This window comes from Curtobacterium sp. MCLR17_007, from assembly GCF_003234655.2.
GTDB lineage: Bacteria > Actinomycetota > Actinomycetes > Actinomycetales > Microbacteriaceae > Curtobacterium.
Map to the genome: position 1 here is coordinate 3,317,656 of NZ_CP126271.1, position 17,708 is coordinate 3,335,363.

13 protein-coding genes are annotated in these 17,708 nt (G+C 68.4%); 7 read left to right on the top strand and 6 right to left on the bottom strand.

Annotation, left to right across the window (positions count from 1 at the left end; genetic code table 11):
- Positions 1 to 49: 49 nt before the first annotated feature.
- On the top strand, positions 50 to 1,099 hold the full coding sequence (locus DEJ13_RS15665) for a hypothetical protein (RefSeq protein ID WP_284158107.1): 1,050 nt from the start codon (positions 50 to 52) through the stop codon (positions 1,097 to 1,099).
- A gap of 361 nt (positions 1,100 to 1,460) precedes the next feature.
- On the opposite strand, the gene DEJ13_RS15670 is transcribed toward DEJ13_RS15665, so the two are convergent.
- The 4 genes from DEJ13_RS15670 to DEJ13_RS15685 all read right to left on the bottom strand — a co-directional run bounded on the left by DEJ13_RS15670 (position 1,461) and on the right by DEJ13_RS15685 (position 8,116).
- On the bottom strand, positions 1,461 to 1,742 hold the full coding sequence (locus DEJ13_RS15670; protein ID WP_058740961.1) for a hypothetical protein: 282 nt from the start codon (positions 1,740 to 1,742) through the stop codon (positions 1,461 to 1,463).
- A gap of 180 nt (positions 1,743 to 1,922) precedes the next feature.
- Positions 1,923 to 2,381, bottom strand: coding sequence for a hypothetical protein (locus DEJ13_RS15675; RefSeq protein WP_146245193.1), 459 nt, complete (start codon positions 2,379 to 2,381; stop codon positions 1,923 to 1,925).
- Positions 2,378 to 7,726, bottom strand: a complete 5,349-nt coding sequence (locus tag DEJ13_RS15680; RefSeq protein ID WP_146245192.1) for a DUF6531 domain-containing protein — start codon at positions 7,724 to 7,726, stop codon at positions 2,378 to 2,380. The genes DEJ13_RS15675 and DEJ13_RS15680 overlap by 4 nt, the downstream gene beginning before the upstream one ends.
- Positions 7,727 to 7,834: 108 nt before the next feature.
- The gene (locus tag DEJ13_RS15685; RefSeq protein WP_058740961.1) at positions 7,835 to 8,116 is read right to left on the bottom strand and encodes a hypothetical protein; all 282 of its coding nucleotides are present in this window, start codon (positions 8,114 to 8,116) and stop codon (positions 7,835 to 7,837) included.
- A gap of 241 nt (positions 8,117 to 8,357) precedes the next feature.
- Here DEJ13_RS15685 and DEJ13_RS15690 point away from each other — a divergent pair, with 241 nt between their 5' ends.
- The 6 genes from DEJ13_RS15690 (at position 8,358) to pstB (ending at position 15,797) form a co-directional block, all read left to right on the top strand.
- Positions 8,358 to 10,523, top strand: coding sequence for an RNA degradosome polyphosphate kinase (locus DEJ13_RS15690; RefSeq protein ID WP_111106386.1), 2,166 nt, complete (start codon positions 8,358 to 8,360; stop codon positions 10,521 to 10,523).
- A gap of 20 nt (positions 10,524 to 10,543) precedes the next feature.
- A complete protein-coding gene (locus DEJ13_RS15695) occupies positions 10,544 to 11,467 on the top strand; it encodes an NUDIX hydrolase (protein WP_235515419.1) in 924 nt (307 codons plus the stop codon).
- 283 nt (positions 11,468 to 11,750) lie between these two features.
- Positions 11,751 to 12,860, top strand: a complete 1,110-nt coding sequence (locus DEJ13_RS15700) for a phosphate ABC transporter substrate-binding protein PstS (protein WP_111106385.1) — start codon at positions 11,751 to 11,753, stop codon at positions 12,858 to 12,860.
- Positions 12,861 to 12,943: 83 nt separating this feature from the next.
- Positions 12,944 to 13,894, top strand: coding sequence for a phosphate ABC transporter permease subunit PstC (gene pstC / locus DEJ13_RS15705; protein ID WP_056120326.1), 951 nt, complete (start codon positions 12,944 to 12,946; stop codon positions 13,892 to 13,894).
- Positions 13,895 to 13,908: 14 nt separating this feature from the next.
- The gene (gene pstA, locus DEJ13_RS15710) at positions 13,909 to 14,988 is read left to right on the top strand and encodes a phosphate ABC transporter permease PstA (protein ID WP_111106384.1); all 1,080 of its coding nucleotides are present in this window, start codon (positions 13,909 to 13,911) and stop codon (positions 14,986 to 14,988) included.
- Between the two features lie 29 nt (positions 14,989 to 15,017).
- The gene (pstB, locus tag DEJ13_RS15715) at positions 15,018 to 15,797 is read left to right on the top strand and encodes a phosphate ABC transporter ATP-binding protein PstB (protein ID WP_056120332.1); all 780 of its coding nucleotides are present in this window, start codon (positions 15,018 to 15,020) and stop codon (positions 15,795 to 15,797) included.
- A 127-nt stretch (positions 15,798 to 15,924) separates the two neighbouring features.
- On the opposite strand, the gene DEJ13_RS15720 is transcribed toward pstB, so the two are convergent.
- Both DEJ13_RS15720 and sigK read right to left on the bottom strand, forming a co-directional pair.
- Complete coding sequence (locus DEJ13_RS15720) at positions 15,925 to 16,794, bottom strand: anti-sigma factor (protein ID WP_111106383.1); 870 nt, start codon at positions 16,792 to 16,794, stop codon at positions 15,925 to 15,927.
- Positions 16,791 to 17,390, bottom strand: a complete 600-nt coding sequence (gene sigK / locus DEJ13_RS15725) for an ECF RNA polymerase sigma factor SigK (RefSeq protein WP_111106382.1) — start codon at positions 17,388 to 17,390, stop codon at positions 16,791 to 16,793. The genes DEJ13_RS15720 and sigK overlap by 4 nt, the downstream gene beginning before the upstream one ends.
- Positions 17,391 to 17,708: the final 318 nt, after the last annotated feature.

Consider the following 17,708-nt stretch of genomic DNA (forward strand, 5'->3'; position numbering starts at 1 on the left):
ATTCCCCCACCATTCGGGCCCTGATCCGACGGTAGCGCACTCTGATACGTTGCACACGACATCCATACGACATGGGGATGGTTGTCCGATCTTGGGGGGAACGACCGACATGTGGACCACCTTCTTCTCGGTGAGCGTGGCCTTCCTCGCCGCCTTCCTGATCCCGCTCACCGTCAGCGCGACCGTCCGGCGGAACGACCGCCGCCGCGCGGAGCGGGATCCGATCAGCAGACCCGACCCCACGCACATGGAGGTCCGCTTCCGCACGTGGCAATGGGTCGTCTGGCGGGTGCTCGGGATCGCTTTCGTCCTGGTCGGGGCGCTCCTCTCCCTGGTCAGCATCGCCGGTGCGGGCGAGTTGGACAGCCCGGCACCGACCATCGCGGCGATCGCGATCCTGCTGGCCGGTTGCGGGGCCCTGCTGCTGGCCTCCGCGCTGCGCCGGGGCCGGATCGTCACGTCGCCCGATGCGCTCACCGTCCGGCGCGGCTTCCGCCAGGAGCGCACCATCCCGCTGACCTCCATCGCTGCGATCCGGCCCCTCGCGAACGCCTACGGCGGGCTCGACGCGCGCGACGCGGACGGCCGGCGGTTGTTCACCGTCATGGGACTGGCCCGCGGGTACGACGAGTTCGAGCAGTTCCTGGCCGAGCGGGTCGTGGAACCGCAGCACACAGCACCCGCTCCGACAGGCCCGTCCGGGAACTCCGTGCCGGAGTGGCATGGAACGGGCATGTCCGCCGACTGGACGATGCTCGTCGTGGTTCGCGGCCGACCGCAGCCCGTGGTGCGGATCCGGACGGCTGACGGCGCGTTGGCGCTCCACCTGCAGGATGCCCAAGCGGTCTTGCGAGGCAAGCTTGCGATCGCCGAGTCCATCTGGACGCCCGAGGCATACCTCTGCTCACCAGCGTGCGCTTCACCCGGCTCGCCGGCTGCCACCGCGCTCGCAGGTGTCCCTGCGAACGCACTGGCGCTGCTGGTGGGCGATCTGCCCCGGCCCGCTGTGGTGTTGCAGGGTGGCGAGCTCGAGTCGTTCCGGGGATGGGTCCACGGGCTGCCGTCGACAGCGGACGCGGCTGGCGGGCCGCCGGCCTGAGCAGGCGGGTCACTGCCGCTCGGCCTGGAGGACCGGCTCGGGTCCGGCAGGCCGCCACTGTCGGCGCGCGGGTCACGTTCTCGGGCGCTCGCGAATATCCGCTGTCCGGGCGGTTTGGCAGAACGGCACTTAGCCGATATCCTGCATACCAGGATGGGGGGGAATCCGATCCGACAGGTCGGTCGTCGACCGCTGACTGACGCTCAGTGCCCGACACGGTGCGCTGCAGATGTAGCTGGATCGTGTCGTCAGGCACGCCGCCGCCGTCGTGTGCACGATGACGCGGATGGCGCTGCCGTGACACGGCGGCGGGAACGCCCGGACTGCCGCGACGGCGGCAGTCCGGACGGTGGTGCGGTGGCTACGCGCCGCCACCTGCGGTGAAGATGTCCTGCGAGATCTTGTCGAGCTGCGTGCGCAGCTGCTCGAGCTCGGTCTTCGCCTTGTCGAGGGCGGCCTTGGTCTCCGGCCAGGTCGACCCACGGAAGGTCGATGCGAGCGGGCCGTCCCAGACGTTGGAGTCGGACAGGATCCGCCCCTGGGCGTCGAGCTGCGAGATCTGGTCGGTGAACCCACCGTTGACGATCGACTGGATCTGGCGGATGGCCGACTTGGCCTGCTCGGTGGAGAGCACACGAGACATGGTGAACCTCTGACATCCAGGCGGCCCACCTCGGCGTACGCATCGTCACGGTCCACGATCGCCGACAGATACGCGAGCGCCGACCACTGACGAACACACCTTCATCGAGCAGTTAGTGCGCCCTTCGGCCCTGTTACCCCTGTCCCCTCGACGGGCGTTGATAGAATTCACGAATTTCGCTCATTGCGTTGATTCGTAGCCGTAGACAACTCGGGCAATGTGCACAGCCCGCAAGAATTCCCGCAAACTGTAGGACGCGCTCCCAATCTCAAATTCATACCGCTCGCCCGCTCTGAAACTGTGCGCAATCTTATTCTGGTTGCTTGCAGTCACGCCTCGCTCGAGAAGCAGTTCTCCACAACTTGAATCAATGAAAACCTGATTGGCGGTACTCCCGATGCCCTTCCCGGAACGCGTCGAACCGAGCGATGCTTCCGCACCGGAGACCTTGCATTCTATTCGTATGATGTGTGCCTTGTCGTAAGCAATCAACAGGGTCGGACCGCCAACGAGGATCGCGACTGGCGCAACAACAACCAGTAGAAGGATGATTATCGCTACCACTCTGTTGCGGAAGACCTTTTTCTGTCGCGCGTTCTCGAGCCCGAGTTGTTGTTTGTCACGGAACATCTTGTTCAATAGCTTGCCCTAGTTGAATGCCGTGATGTCAAATCACGTACCTCAGGCCCCTGCGCGCCACCAATCATACCGTTTATGATGGTACCGCGTATATTCTCCGCACTGGTGTCATGCCCAGGCCTGACCCACTCATTCACGCCGGCTTGCAGACCCCCAGCTACATGGTCAACCACGCTACTGATTCCCGACTGCCACGCTGAGATATTCGGCGCGACTGCCGAAGCGGCAGTGAGCGCACGGCGCCCCGTCGAGGCTACTGCCTGAATGTCAAGTAGTTGGATGACCTTTGACGCCAACTTCGGCACGAGCGTCCCTGAACCGGCACTAAACGCAGCTCCGGTCGCTGTCCCAGTGAGAGCAGAGCCCACGTAGCCGCCGACGCTTCCCCTTCCTTCAGACTTCGCACCGTAGTCAACGGTATTTGCAAAGCCGTTCTGTAGCCCACTAGAGATAGACGCCTGGGCGACCTTGCCTAACGCTGGAAGGGCCTTTGAGATCCCGAAGGATGCCGCGCCTCCGAACGCACCAGACAGTCCACCGATCGCTGCGTCCAAACCAGCTTGACGCCAGTCGACTTTTCCGTCTTTCGCCTTCTGCGTGGCCACGGAAATTCCACCCGAGAGCAAAGCGCCAGAGCCCGCCATGACAGCAACGGCAGCCAGAGGCCCGAGCGGCGTGGCCATCGCGAGGATCGTCAGTCCGACTCCCGCAGTGATCGCAAGCGTCGCGATGATCTCATCTTTATGGTCGCCGACCCACTGACCGGCGCGCGACAGCACACTCTGATGCGCGTCCCGGTACGCCTGCAGGTCTTTGTCCGTCGCCGGCCGCAACCCCAGCGGGTCGAGCGCCTGCAGCGGGTCGTTCCCCGCGTACGAGTACGGGTTGCCCGCCCACGCCGCGCCCACGATCGGCGCGAGCGGGTCCACTGACAGGAATCCTCGAGCCGCCGGGTCGTACACACGCGCCCCGAGCCACTCCAACCCACCGACAGACAGCCCACCAGTACCGGTCAGCGCAACACCCGACGGCAGCCTGAGGTCGTTCGCCGCGGCCAGCACAGCCCACGGGTCGGCAGCATCGGTCGCCCGAGCACTCCGCCACCCGGGCTGCGTCCAGGCATCACCGATCGCGAGCACACCGCCGGGCAGGTCCAGCAACGACGTCCCGCCGACCTCCACCAACGCTGGCACGGTGGACGCGGAATCGAACCACGTCGACACGCCACCGACCTCGGCCAACTCTCCGAGCGCATCGGCCCAGACATCCAGGCGGCCCACCTCGGCGTACGCATCGTCACGGTCGGCGATCGCCGACAGGTACCCGAGCGCCGACCACGCGTACTCCGTGGTCGAACCGTCGGCAGCCGTCCGACGGACACGGCGCCCGAGTCCGTCGTGCACGTACTCCGTGCGGCCGCCATCACGCACACTCGCGACCAGCTGCCCGGCGGCGTCGTACTCGTGGGTGGTCTTGACGCCGTCGACGACCTCGCGCACCAGTCGTCCACCGCCGTCGTACTCCCACGTGGACGCACCCGCACGCACGAGCTGCCCGGCAGCGTCGTACTCGTAGGGCACCCGACCGGACGGAGCGTCGACCGCCTTGATGCGACCGTCGGCATCGCGGTCGATCGTGGTGGTGGAGGCGCCGTCGGGCGTGGTCGCCGTGAGCGCGACGAGCACACCGTTGTGGTACGACCACGACTGCACGACATCACCCGTGGCGGACTGCACGATGCGGCCAGACGCGTCGTAGGCGAACGTGCCCGCACCGAGCCCGTCGCGCTCGACACCGACCACGCGGCCAGCAGCATCGCGACGGTAGATCGTCCGCGCTCCCGAGGGGTCGACACGAGCCGTCCGGTTGCCGTCGGCGTCGTACTCCCACCCGAGTGACTGGTCACCGCGCGAACGACGGACCAGCAGTCCCCGACGGTCGTACCGCAGCTCGTGCTCGACGGCACGTCCGGCGCCACGAGTGTGGTCGGTGACCACCAGGGTGCGGTCGAACGCGGCGCGGCGGATCTCGGACTGCGGCACGCCGTCGACCAGGACCTGGTGCTGCCGACCGGCGTCGTCGAACGTCCACGTGGTGGTGTGGCCGTCCGGATCGGTCTGGCTGGTCTGCCGTCCGGCCGCGTCGTAGGCGGCGGACGTGGTCCGCCCGAGCGCGTCCGTGACGGCGACGAGCCGGTCGGCGTCGTCGTACACACGCCGCGTGACACCGCCGGCGGCGTCAGTGATGGTGGTCAAGCGACTGCGCTCGTCGTACGCGAACGCGGTGACCCCGCCGACGCCGTTGACGGCCTCGGTGAGCTGGCCGGCGACGTCGTACCGGAACCGGCGCCGACCGAAGCGGACGTCCTGACTGGAGACCAGCCTGCCGGCGAGGTCGTACCGGAACCGCGCCGTGCCGGAGCCGGGGCTGGACTGCGTCACGACGCGACCGACAGCGTCGTAGGTGACCGCTTCCACCTCGCCGGTGGGCAGCGTCCGCTGGACGACGCGTGAGTCGGCGTCGTACGCCAACGTGGTGCGCGCCCCCGCCGCGTCGGTGGCGGCACACGGTCGCCCGCAGGCGTCGTACTCGTAGGTGCTGCGCGCACCGGAGGGCGACACGATCGCGACGACCCGACCGGCCAGGTCACGTTCCAGTCGTGTGAGCCCGCCCTCGCCGTCGACGAGCTCGACGGGCCGCCCGGCCGCGTCGTAGGTGATGAGTTCCGAGCCGGACTCGTCCGAGGTGGACTCGACCAGGCGCCCGTACGCGTCGAAGCGCACCGTGGCCGCGGTGAACGCGTCACGCAGTGTCGCGACGCCCGTCGGCACGTCCGTCGCGATCTCCTGACGGACGCCGGTGGGGTCGATGGTCGCGGACAGGCCGCCGTTGACGTCGTACTCACGCCGCCAGGTCGCGCCGGTGGGGTCGCTGACGGCCAGGAGGCGCGACAACCCGTCGTGCGCGAACGTCCAGACCGCACCACCCGGCACCTCGAGCCGCGCCAGCTCGGCCTGGTCGTCGTACGTCTGCGTCGTGGTGCGACCCAGCGGGTCGGTCACGGTGTGCAGTTCGCCGTCGGCTGACCAGGTGTACTCGGTGCGCGCACCGAGCGGGTCGATGACCGCGCTGGTCCGACCACCCTCGGTGTGCTCGAACCGCCACACCGCGCCGTCTGGATCCTGTCGGGCGATGAGCAGGCCTGCCGCGTCGTAGCGGTACTCGGTGCGGGCACCCGACGGGCTGACCCCGGCGACCGGGCGACCCGCGGCATCGACCTCGATCCGCGCGGTGTCACCGACCGCGTTCGTCGTCGACACGAGCTCGCCGAACGCGTCGTGCTCGAGCGTGATCGTCACGCCGGTCGGGTCCACCACGCGCTTGAGCAGCCCGGCGTCCCAGGCCAGCTCCGTTCGGCCGCCGACCGGGTCGATGACCACGGACGGATCCCGGTCGTCGCCGAGGTACTCGTAGCCGACGACCGAGCCTGACTCGGTCACCACCGTCGTCACGCGGTCCTGGTCGTCGTACCCGTAGGTGAGGTCGCCACCGGAGGGGGTGACCGTGCGGGTCTTCCGGCCGCGCTCGTCGAAGGCGTGGACCGTCACCGAGCCGTCACGCTCGGTCACCGACACCAGGTTGCCGTGCGGGTCGTAGCTCATCGACTGGCGGTGGTCGTCCGAGTCGACGATGCCCACCAGACGGCCCTTGGCATCAGCGATGTAGGAGTTCGAACGGGAGCCGTCCGGGTCGGACACCACGGTGACCCGTCCGGGCAGGTAGGCGAACCGCACCGTGCGCCCGTGCGGACTGATCTGCTGGGTGACGCGGCGCTGGGCGTCGTACGTGTTGTCGACCTCGACGACCCCTGCGGCCGAGGTGACGGTGACGACCAGGTCGTCGTCGTTCCAGCCGTAGGTGCGGGTCCCGACCGCGTCGGTCACCGACACCAGCCGGCCACGGTCGTCGTAGGCGTACTCCACCCGTCGGCCGTCGGAGCCACGCAGCACCACGACGCGGCCGTCGACATGGTCGATGTCGACCGACCGACCGCGCTCGTGCACCAGGCCCGTGACGAGCCCGTCGGCGTCGCGCCGCACCGTGACCGCGGTGCCGGGGCCGCCACGCTGGCCGAGCCACACGCCCGACGGGCTGAACTCGATGCGTCCGCCGTCGTTGTCGCGGACCACGAGCAAGTCGCCCTCGACCGCGAGCCAGCGGTTCTCGCCGACACCGCGCGCCCATCCCGCACCCTCGCGGGGGAAGCGGACCTGACGACCGTCGGCCCCGACGAACGAAGCGCCCTCGTCGTCCAGGAGCAGGCGGGTCTCGAGGACCGAGGACCACCCGGGACCGAACACCCCGACGTGGTCGTCGAGCGAGTTGTACATGCGGGTGACCTGGAGCGACGCCGACGCACCCGCGAAGGCGAGGTCGGTCTCCGGCTCGAGGAAGTTGCCCGTCGTGGTGTTCACCGGGTCCATCGAGAAGCCCGTGGTCGGCTGGGCGCCGTACGCGGTCGGCGGGTCGATCTGCACGTCGGACCGGGAGGCACTCACACCCGCAGCCTGCAGCGCAGCGGCGAGCGCCGAGTCCGCGACCGTGGAGACCGCACCGTCACCACCGGCAGCGGCGAAGGCGTCGGCGATCGTGTTCGCCCAGGTGACGTCCTGCTCGTTCGCGGCGAGCCACTGGCGGAACGCCGTGACCACGCCGTCGGCGTCGATGTGCGCCCAGGAGCACTTCGACGCGAAGTCGGCGAGCTTGCCCGACACCTGGCCGGGCTTGCCGTCGAGGGCCTGGTTCAACGCAGCGGATCCCGTGGCGAACGAACGCAGGTCCGACGGGCGGGCAGACGACGTGCCGCCGCCCCCGCCACCACCGGCACCCGGGTTCGGCGTCTGCCGCGGCCTCGCGGAGACCGGCGGGGCGGGGAACGACGGCGGCTTCGTGTTCTCGACCTGTGGCATCGGATCGTAGTGGAAGGTGTCGTTCAAGAAGTCCTGCACGCCGTTGCGGTCGTCCTCGCGCGCCTGCCACTCGCGCGCCTTCTTGCGGTTGGCCCGCTCGGTCGCGGCGGCGGTCTTCATCGTCCCGACCCACCCCGCGACGGTCCGGAGCGCTGCGGCGATGTCCTTCGCGTCGCCGGTGGCCGTCGTGGCGTTCTCGGCGAAGCGCTGCGAGAAGTGCCCCCGGAACTCCTGCGACGCGGTGGTCACGTACGACCGCCGTGATCCCGCCTGGCCCGAGATCGATTCGGCTGCGCCGTTGAGCGCGGAGACGAGCGCGTCGGCGGTGCCGTCGTCGAACTCGATCGCATCGGTGTTGGCGTGGATCTGCGCCATGGTCGTTCCCCCGAGGAAGCTGCTGGTCAGGCCGTGCTGCCCGGTCCGCCCCGGACCGGGCATGTCCGGACCGCCGCGACGGCGGCAGTCCGGACGGTGGTGCGGTGGCTACGCGCCGCCACCCGCAGTGAAGATGTCCTGCGAGATCTTGTCGAGCTGCGTGCGCAGCTGCTCGAGCTCGGTCTTCGCCTTGTCGAGGGCGGCCTTGGTCTCCGGCCAGGTCGACCCACGGAAGGTCGATGCGAGCGGGCCGTCCCAGACGTTGGAGTCGGACAGGATCCGCCCCTGGGCGTCGAGCTGCGAGATCTGGTCGGTGAAACCACCGTTGACGATCGACTGGATCTGGCGGATGGCCGACTTGGCCTGCTCGGTGGAGAGCACACGAGACATGGTGAACCTCTTTCATTTCGTAGCTGCACCCCCGCGCAGTGGAATCCCCCCGGAGGCTCTGACAGCGCCACCATACCCACATTCCCGTCTCAGATGTCACCGTTCGTATATCATGACGATGCCTTACCCCTGTAGGCGGGGCACCAACACGACGGCCTCCCGGAGCAGTCACCCGCCGGAGTTCTCCACAGGCAGCGCTGACCCGGATCCCGCCCCTGGGACCGGGTGGCAGGATGTGCGCATGGACACCGAACCGCAGCTCGACGGCGAATCCGTCTCGCACGACCTCGACGACTTCGACGAGGTCGTCGAGATCGAGCACGAGTCGCTGCCGACGGACCGGTACTTCGACCGCGAGATCAGCTGGCTGCGGTTCAACCAGCGTGTCCTCGAGCTCGGCGAGGACCGCACGGTGCCCCTCCTCGAACGCGCCAACTTCCTGGCGATCTTCGCCTCGAACCTCGACGAGTTCTTCATGGTCCGGGTCGCGGGGCTCAAACGCCGCATCGACACCGGCATCGCGGTCCCGACCAACGTCGGACGCGCCCCCAGCGATGTCCTGCGCGACATCGCCAACAAGGCGCACGAGCTGCAGGACCGGCACGCCCAGGCGTTCATCGGGTCGCTCAAGCCGGACATGGACGCCGCAGGCATCCACATCGAGCACTGGTCCGACCTGGCCGAGGCCGACCGACTGACCATGCGCGACTACTTCGCCGAGCAGATCTTCCCGGTCCTCATGCCCCTGGCGGTCGACCCGGCCCACCCGTTCCCGTACATCTCCGGGCTCTCACTGAACCTGGCGGTGCGCGTCCGCAACCCGAAGTCGCAGCGCCAGGAGTTCGCACGCCTCAAGGTCCCGCAGAACTTCTCGCGCCTGATCAAGCTGCCGGACGACAACTCCGGGCGCATGCGCTTCATCCCGCTCGAAGACCTGATCGCCAACCACCTGGGCGACCTGTTCCCGGGGATGGAGGTGCTCGAGCACCACGTGTTCCGCGTCACCCGCAACGAGGACGTCGAGATCGAGGAAGACGAGGCCGAGAACCTCATCCAGGCCCTCGAACGCGAACTGCTCCGTCGTCGGTTCGGCCCGCCCATCCGCCTCGAGATCACCGAGGACATGGACCCGGTCACGCTCGACCTGCTCGTGCGCGAGCTCGACATCACCGAGCAAGAGGTCTACCGGCTGCCGTCACCGCTCGACCTGGCGTGCCTGTTCGAGATCTCGAAGATCCCCCGTCCCGACCTCCACTACCCCAAGCACGTGCCGACCACCCCGGTGCAGTTCCAGCCGGGCGAACCGAACACCAAGCCCGACCTGTTCCGCGCCATCGCGACCAGGGACGTCCTGGTGCACCACCCGTACGAGTCCTTCGCGACGAGTGTGCAGGCCTTCCTGGAACAGGCGGCCGCCGACCCGAACGTGCTCGCGATCAAGCAGACGCTGTACCGCACCTCGGGGGACTCCCCCATCGTCGAAGCGCTGATCGACGCCGCGGCCGCGGGCAAGCAGGTGCTGGCGCTCGTCGAGATCAAGGCGCGCTTCGACGAGCAGAACAACATCACCTGGGCCCGCAAGCTCGAGAAGGCCGGCGTGCACGTGGTCTACGGCCTGGTCGGGCTCAAGACGCACTCCAAGCTCGTGCTCGTCATCCGACAAGAGGGCGGGACGCTCAAGCACTACAGCCACATCGGCACGGGCAACTACAACCCCAAGACCTCCCGCATCTACGAGGACATGGGCCTGTTCACCGCCGACGACACCGTGGGCAAGGACCTGACCCGTCTGTTCAACGAACTGTCCGGCTACGCGATCGAGAAGAAGTTCAAGCGCCTGCTCGTGGCACCGCTGCACCTGCGCAAGGGGCTGCTCAAGCGGATCCAGGTCGAGACGGACAACGCACTCGCCGGCAAGCCGTCGGGCATCCGCATCAAGGTCAACTCGATGGTCGACGAGCAGATCATCGACGCCCTCTACCTGGCCAGCCAGGCGGGCGTGCCGATCGACATCTGGGTGCGCGGGATCTGCTCGCTCAAGCCGGGGATCGAGGGCGTCAGCGAGACCATCCGCGTCCGCAGCGTGGTCGGGCGGTACCTCGAGCACTCGCGGGCGTTCGCGTTCCACAACGAGGGCGACCCGTTCGTGTTCATCGGCAGCGCGGACATGATGCACCGCAACCTCGACCGCCGCGTCGAGGCCCTCGTGCGCCTGTCCGAGCCGGCCCACGTCAACGAGGTCACCGAGATGTTCGACCTGGCGATGGCCGAGTCCACCAGCTCGTGGCACCTGGAGTCCGACGGCGAGTGGACGCGTCGATCGACCGACGAGGACGGACGCCCTCTGCAGGACGTGCAGAATGTCATCATGCGGCAGATCTCGTCCCGGAAGCGCTCCGCACGGTGAAGGGCGGACCCTCGGGGCCCGTGGTCGCCGCCGGCGCGGTCGTCTGGCGCCACCAGGACGGCATCCCCGTCGTGCTGCTCATCCACCGCGAGCACCACAAGGACGTCTCGTTCCCCAAGGGCAAGGTCGACCCGGGCGAGGCCGTCACCACCGCTGCCGTGCGCGAGATCGACGAGGAGACCGGCTACCGCGTCCACCTCGGCGCGCCGCTCGGCACCGCCGAGTACGTGCTGCCGAACGGACGCGACAAGGTCGTCCACTACTGGGCCGCCAAGGTCTCGACGAAGGAACACGAGCGCGCCGGACGGTTCCAGCCGAACGACGAGGTCGCAGCGATCGAGTGGGTGAGCATCGACGACGCGCGCGCCCGGCTGACCTACGCGCGCGACGTCGAGATCCTCGAGCGCTTCGCCGACCGCGTGGCCGAGGGACAGCACGACACGTTCGCGCTCATCGCGTTGCGGCACGCGAAGACGACGCCCGGCTCCGAGTGGCACGGGCCGGACGCCACCCGCCCGTTGCTCGCGGTCGGGCGGTCCCAGGCCAAGGCCGTCGCGGCCCCGGTCGCCGCCTACGGTCCGCGCAAGATCATCAGCAGCCGAGCTGCGCGGTGCCTGGCGACGGTCGAGCCGTTGTCCGACACGCTCAGACTCGGTGTCACGAGCACCGCCGACATCAGCCAGGACGCCCACGACCAGGGCTCGGCCGACGTCAAGGGCGTCGTCCGCAAGCGGCTGGCGAAGGGCAGGACCGCGGTGCTGTGCTCCCACGGCCCGGTGCTGCCGGACATCGTCGCGCGCATCGCCACCGACACCGCTGCGGACACCAGCCGGTTCGACCTGCGCCGCGCCGCGATGCTGTCGGTCGGGGACTTCGCCGTGATGCACATCGCCGACGGCGCACTCGTCGCGGTCGAGACCCACCGCAACCCGGTCTCGGGCTGACCGAAGCCCCACCCGCTCCACCGTAGAGCCAGGTGTCCACCGGGCAGACGCCAGCGGGACCGAGCCGACCCGAGCCTCCAGTCCGTAGGCACGCTGCTCCTGAGCATGCTCCCCCGACCGCGCCCTCGCGCCGGTTCCGCGCCGCGACAACCCCTCGTTCACCTTCCGTTCACCGGCCGAGACCAATCCGGTCACTTCACGTCCCTACAGTCGCTCGCGGGTCGGCACCGACCCACGGGACCAGCAGCGGTCCCACCTGCACTCACTTCCCGAAGGGACCCCTGTGAACATCAAGCGAATCGGCTCGGTCGCGGCAATCGCGATCGCCGGCGCGGTCGTGCTCTCCTCGTGCGCGGCGAACGAAGGCGGCGCGGGCAGCACCTCGTCGGCCTCGGCCTCGGGTGTCGACTACTCGAAGCTCTCCGGCACCCTGACCGGCTCGGGCTCCTCCGCACAGCAGACCGCCGAGACCGTCTGGGCCACCGGCTTCCAGGACATGGCCTCCGGCGTCACGGTCAACTACTCGCCGGACGGCTCCGGCGCTGGCCGCAAGAACTTCATGTCCGGCGCGGCGGACTTCGCCGGCTCGGACGCAGCACTCTCCGACGAGGAGCTCTCGGGCACGTTCGCGAACTGCGCAGCGGACTCGAAGGCCACCGACATCCCCGTCTACATCTCCCCGATCGCCATCGCCTACAAGGTGGACGGCGTCAAGGACCTGAGCCTCGACGCGAAGACCATCGCGGGCATCTTCTCGGGCAAGATCACGAAGTGGAACGACTCGCAGATCGCCGACCTGAACAAGGGCGTCGACCTGCCGGACGCGAACATCACGGTCGTGCACCGCTCGGACGACTCGGGCACCACGCAGAACTTCTCCGAGTACCTGTCGGCGAACGCCGGTGACGTGTGGACCGAGGCCCCCAGCCAGACGTTCCCGTACCAGGTCGGCGACGCCGCGGCCAAGACCTCCGGTGTGGCCTCGGCCATGCAGGGCGCCTCGAACGCGATCACCTACATCGACGACTCGGGTGCGGGTGACCTCGCCAAGGCCAAGCTCATGGTCGGCGACACCGCCACCGAGATCAGCGCCGACGGTGCTGCCAAGGTCGTCGCGGACTCCGAGACGGTCTCCGGCCGCGCGGACAACGACCTCGCGATCGACATCGACCGCAAGGACACCGCCAAGGGCGCATGGCCGCTCGTGCTCGTCTCCTACGCCATCGCGTGCCAGGAGTACAAGGACTCGACCAAGGCCGACCTCGTCAAGTCGTACCTGACCTACGTGGTCTCGGACGACGCCCAGAAGGCCGCCGCCTCGGAGGCCAAGTCGGCCGCCCTGTCGAGCGACCTCGGCAAGAAGGCCGCTGACGCGGTCGCCTCCATCAAGTAACTCCTCACCGAGAGCCCGGACGCCGGTCAACCCACCACCGGCGTCCGGGCACTTCCCCGTCTCCCGACAGGAGTCCACTCCCCATGACGACCGCACCCGTCAAACAGGGTCCTTCGATCACCCCGCCGAAGCCCAAGGCCGTCGTCCGTGTCGGCGACCGCGTGTTCTCCGCCGCCTCGGTCATCTCCGGTGGCCTCATCCTGGTGGTCCTCGCCCTGGTCGCGGCCTTCCTGGTCTGGCAGAGCATCCCCGCCTTCTCGGCGAAGGTCGGCGAACTGCCGAACCAGGCCGGGAACTTCTGGGAGTACGTCGGCCCGCTGGTCTTCGGCACCGTGTGGTCCGCGCTGCTCGCGCTCGTCATGGCCGTGCCGCTCTCGCTCGGCATCGCCCTCTTCATCTCGCACTTCGCGCCCCGGCGCATCGCACCGCTGCTCGGCTACGTCATCGACCTGCTCGCCGCGGTGCCCTCGGTCGTCTACGGCCTGTGGGGCATCGTCGTGCTGTCGCAGTTCGTGAAGCCGTTCTACGCGTTCCTCAACGAGTACTTCGCGTGGATCCCGCTGTTCTCCGGGCAGGTCTCCGGCACGGGTCGCACGATCCTGACCGCGTCGATCGTGCTCGCGGTCATGACGATCCCGATCATGACGGCGATCATGCGCGAGATCTTCCTGCAGGCGCCGACCCTCAACGAAGAGGCCGCCCTCGCCCTCGGCGCCACCCGCTGGGAGATGATCCGCCTGTCGGTCCTGCCGTTCGCCAAGTCCGGGATCGTGTCCGCGGTCATGCTCGGTCTCGGCCGTGCTCTCGGCGAGACGATGGCCATCGCCCTGGTGCTGTCGGTCTCGACGAACGTCACCTTCAAGGTGCTCACGTCGCTCAACCCCTCGACCATCGCGGCGAACATCGCCCTGCAGTTCGCCGAGGCGTCCGGAACGGCCCTGAACGCGCTCATCGCGACGGGCCTGATCCTGTTCGTCATCACCCTGGTCATCAACATGCTCGCGCGGTACATCGTGCGCGCACGCGTCAGCTGAGAGGTCACGCCCCGATGTCCCTCGCACTCCGTCAGTCCGCCGGCAACGTCTTCGCCAACGGCAAGCTGCACAAGTCCGTCCCGTGGCTGCTCCTCGGCGGCAGCTGGGTCGCGCTGGCCCTCGTCTTCGCGCTGCTCAACGCCGGCGGTGCGGTCAAGGACTTCAACGTCGTGGCCGCGCTGTTCCTCGGCACGGTCCTGTTCGACGTCCTGATCGTCGTCGTCTCGCGCATCGTCGAAGGCGGACGCAAGGCCGTCGACCGGCTGGTCACCTCGCTCGTGATCACCGCGTTCGTGATCGCGGTCCTGCCGCTCGTCTCGCTGCTGTGGACCGTGATCGCCGACGGGCTCGCCCGGTTCGACGTCGCCTTCTTCTCGTACTCGATGCGCGGCGTCATCTCGGTCGGCGGCGGTGCGCTGCACGCGCTCGTCGGCACACTCGAGATCACGCTGTTCGCGGCGCTGATCAGCGTCCCGATCGGCCTGCTCACCTCGATCTACCTGGTCGAGTACGGCCGCGGTGCACTCGCTCGCGGCATCACGTTCTTCGTCGACGTCATGACGGGCATCCCGTCGATCGTCGCCGGCCTGTTCGCCTACTCGCTCTTCGCGCTCTTCCTCGGCCCGGGTGCCCGCTTCGGCCTGGTCGGCTCGATCGCCCTCGCGGTCCTGATGATCCCGATCATCGTGCGGTCCACCGAAGAGGTCCTGAAGATCGTCCCGATGGAACTCCGCGAGGCCTCCTACGCGCTCGGCGTCCCGAAGTGGCTGACCATCGTGAAGATCGTCCTGCCCACGAGCCTCGCCGGCATCACGACGGGCGTCATGCTCGCGATCGCCCGCGTCATCGGCGAGACCGCACCGCTCCTGGTCACGGCCGGCTACACGTCGAGCATGAACTACGACCTGTTCGGCAACCCGATGATGACCCTGCCGGTGTTCGCCTACACGCAGTACTCGCAGCAGGGCGCCAACCCGGTGCCGTTCGTCGACCGGGCCTGGACCGCCGCACTGGTGCTCATCCTGATCGTGATGCTCCTGAACCTGCTGGCACGCTTCGTCACCCGCCTCTTCGCCCCCAAGCTCTCGCGCTAGCGCGAGTCCCGAACACAGTAAGGATCACCGTGTCCAAGCGCATCGAGGTCGACGGCCTCAACGTCTACTACTCGAAGTTCCGCGCCGTCGAGGGCGTCGACATGATCATCGAGCCCCGCACGGTCACCGCGTTCATCGGCCCGTCCGGCTGCGGCAAGTCCACGTTCCTCCGCACGCTCAACCGCATGCACGAGGTCATCCCCGGCGCGTACGTCGAGGGCTCGGTCAAGATCGACGGCGACGACCTGTACGCCCCGGGCGTCGACCCGGTCATCGTCCGCCGCCAGGTCGGCATGGTGTTCCAGCGCCCGAACCCGTTCCCGACGATGTCCATCAAGGACAACGTGCTCGCCGGCGTGAAGCTCAACAACAAGCGCATCAGCCGCTCGGAGGCCGACGACATCGTCGAGCGGTCGCTGCAGGGTGCCAACCTCTGGAACGAGGTCAAGGACCGCCTCGACAAGCCCGGCATGGGCCTGTCCGGTGGGCAGCAGCAGCGTCTGTGCATCGCTCGCGCGATCGCCGTCCAGCCCGACGTGCTCCTGATGGACGAGCCCTGCTCGGCACTCGACCCGATCTCGACCCTGGCGATCGAGGACCTGATCGAGGAGCTCAAGAAGGACTTCACGATCGTCATCGTGACCCACAACATGCAGCAGGCGTCGCGCGTCAGCGACCGGACCGCGTTCTTCAACATCGCGGGTACCGGCGCCCCCGGCAAGCTCATCGAGTACGACGACACCACGACGATGTTCTCGAACCCGTCGGTCAAGGCCACCGAGGACTACGTCTCGGGTCGCTTCGGATGAGCTGACACCTGGCACGGCCTGGAGGCCCGGTGCACGTCCGCAACGGACGGTGCCGGGCCTCTCGTGGTCATGACGAAGGCCCGGCACCGTCCACAGGGACGGTGCCGGGCCTTCCTGGTCGCGGGGACTACACCGAGTCGGTGGGGACCGCCACGATCGGGGTCGTGGTCGGCTGCTTCGAGCCACCGGCGGGCTCGACCGTGATGCCGATCGTCGCGCCGCTCGCCTTCTCGCCGCTCAGCACCGCCGAGCGCACGCCGCCGTCGACGTCGTTCATGAGACCGGCGGACTTGATGGTGCCGCCGGTGTCCTGCGAACCGATGTACCAGAGCTCGTAGGTCTTGTCGTCCGGAGCGGCCTTCACGCCGTCGAGGATGACGGCCGACTTGCCGAGCTGGTCCGACCACACGACCGTTGCCGTGCCGCCGCCGGTGACCGTCGCGCTCTTCCGTGCGAAGTCGGGCGAGGCGTAGATCTGGTCGAGACCGGACGCTGCCTGCGAGGAGGTGACCTCGGGGCCGGAGCCGCTGCCGAAGATCGCGCCGCCGGCACCGAGTCCGAGGGAGACACACACCACACCGACTGCCGCGACGGCACCGATGAACGCTGCCGGACGCTGGAACCACCGACGGCGAGCCGCAGCACTGGCCGCGCCACCACCGGAGGCGAGGGACGTGACGGAGGCGCTGGGGGCCTCCTGGACGGGTTCGGGCGCCTCGGTCGAGGCGAGGTGACGCGCCGGGGCGACCGGCTCGGCGGGAGCCTGGGGCATCGTCTGGATCGCCGCCATCAGCGAGGACTTGAGCGACGCGGGCGGTGCGACGGACTCGACCGCGTAGGCCAGGGCACGTGCGGTCTCGGCGAGCGAGTCAGCCTCGGCACGGAGCTCGGGGGATTCAGCGAGTGCGATCTCGAACTCGCGGCGCTCGTCCTCGGTGAGGGCGTCGGTCGCCCAGGATCCGGTCAGGAGCGCGGGGTCGTCGTGTCGTTGTGTCATGACGTCACCCCCATCTCGTCGCGTAGACGAATCATCCCGTCGCGGAGACGGGTCTTCACGGTGCCGATCGGCACCCCGAGCATCTCGGCCATCTCGCTGTGCGAGTAGCCGCCGTAGTAGGACAACTGGACTGCCTGGCGCTGGAACTCGGTCAGACGACCGAGGGCCCGGCTGACCCGCTCGTGTTCGATGCGGATCTCGACGGACTCGGACACCTGGTCGAACCCGGACTCGAAGTCGCGGATGCCGATCTTGGTGTCGCGGTCTCGAGAAGACTGTGCGGCCCGGACCCGGTCGACGGCCCGGCGGTGGGCCATGGTGAGGATCCAGCTCGCTGCACTGCCGCGGCCGGTGTCGAACTTCGCGGCCTGTTGCCAGACCTCGAGGAAGACCTCTTGTGCAACCTCTTCGGACTGTGCGCGGTCCCGGAGGAGCCGTGTGATGAGCCCCAGGACCCGGCCGGCGAGTTCGTCGTAGAGCTCGGAGAAGGCCTGTTGGTCGCCCTGGGCGACCCGGAGGAGGAGGGAGTCAGCGGACACAGGGGCGCGCTCGGTCGAGCTCCAGCTGTCGGTGTCGCGTTCCACGATCGCAAGCATTGCAGGTTTTCCTCCTTCCGGTGCTCGGGTGGTCCGATTCACCGCCGGTGTTCGGCTGTGCGGTGTCTCGGGAACGGTCGGCACGAGGGGCCCTGCGCGACCCGCAGGGAATTACTCCGGCCGGGTGGACCGGGTCGAGTCGCACAGGGTGACCCTCGCCGTGTGACGACCCATGGGTTCCGTCACACGCTGATGATTCGGCACCCTCGCCCAGTCGGTTTGCTCGAAGACCGGTTCTCGTCCGGATCGTCGTCTCGGAGCGCCTCCCGCGTCGACGCGCCCGGCGTGTCCGTGTCCACCGAGAGTGAACACGGACGC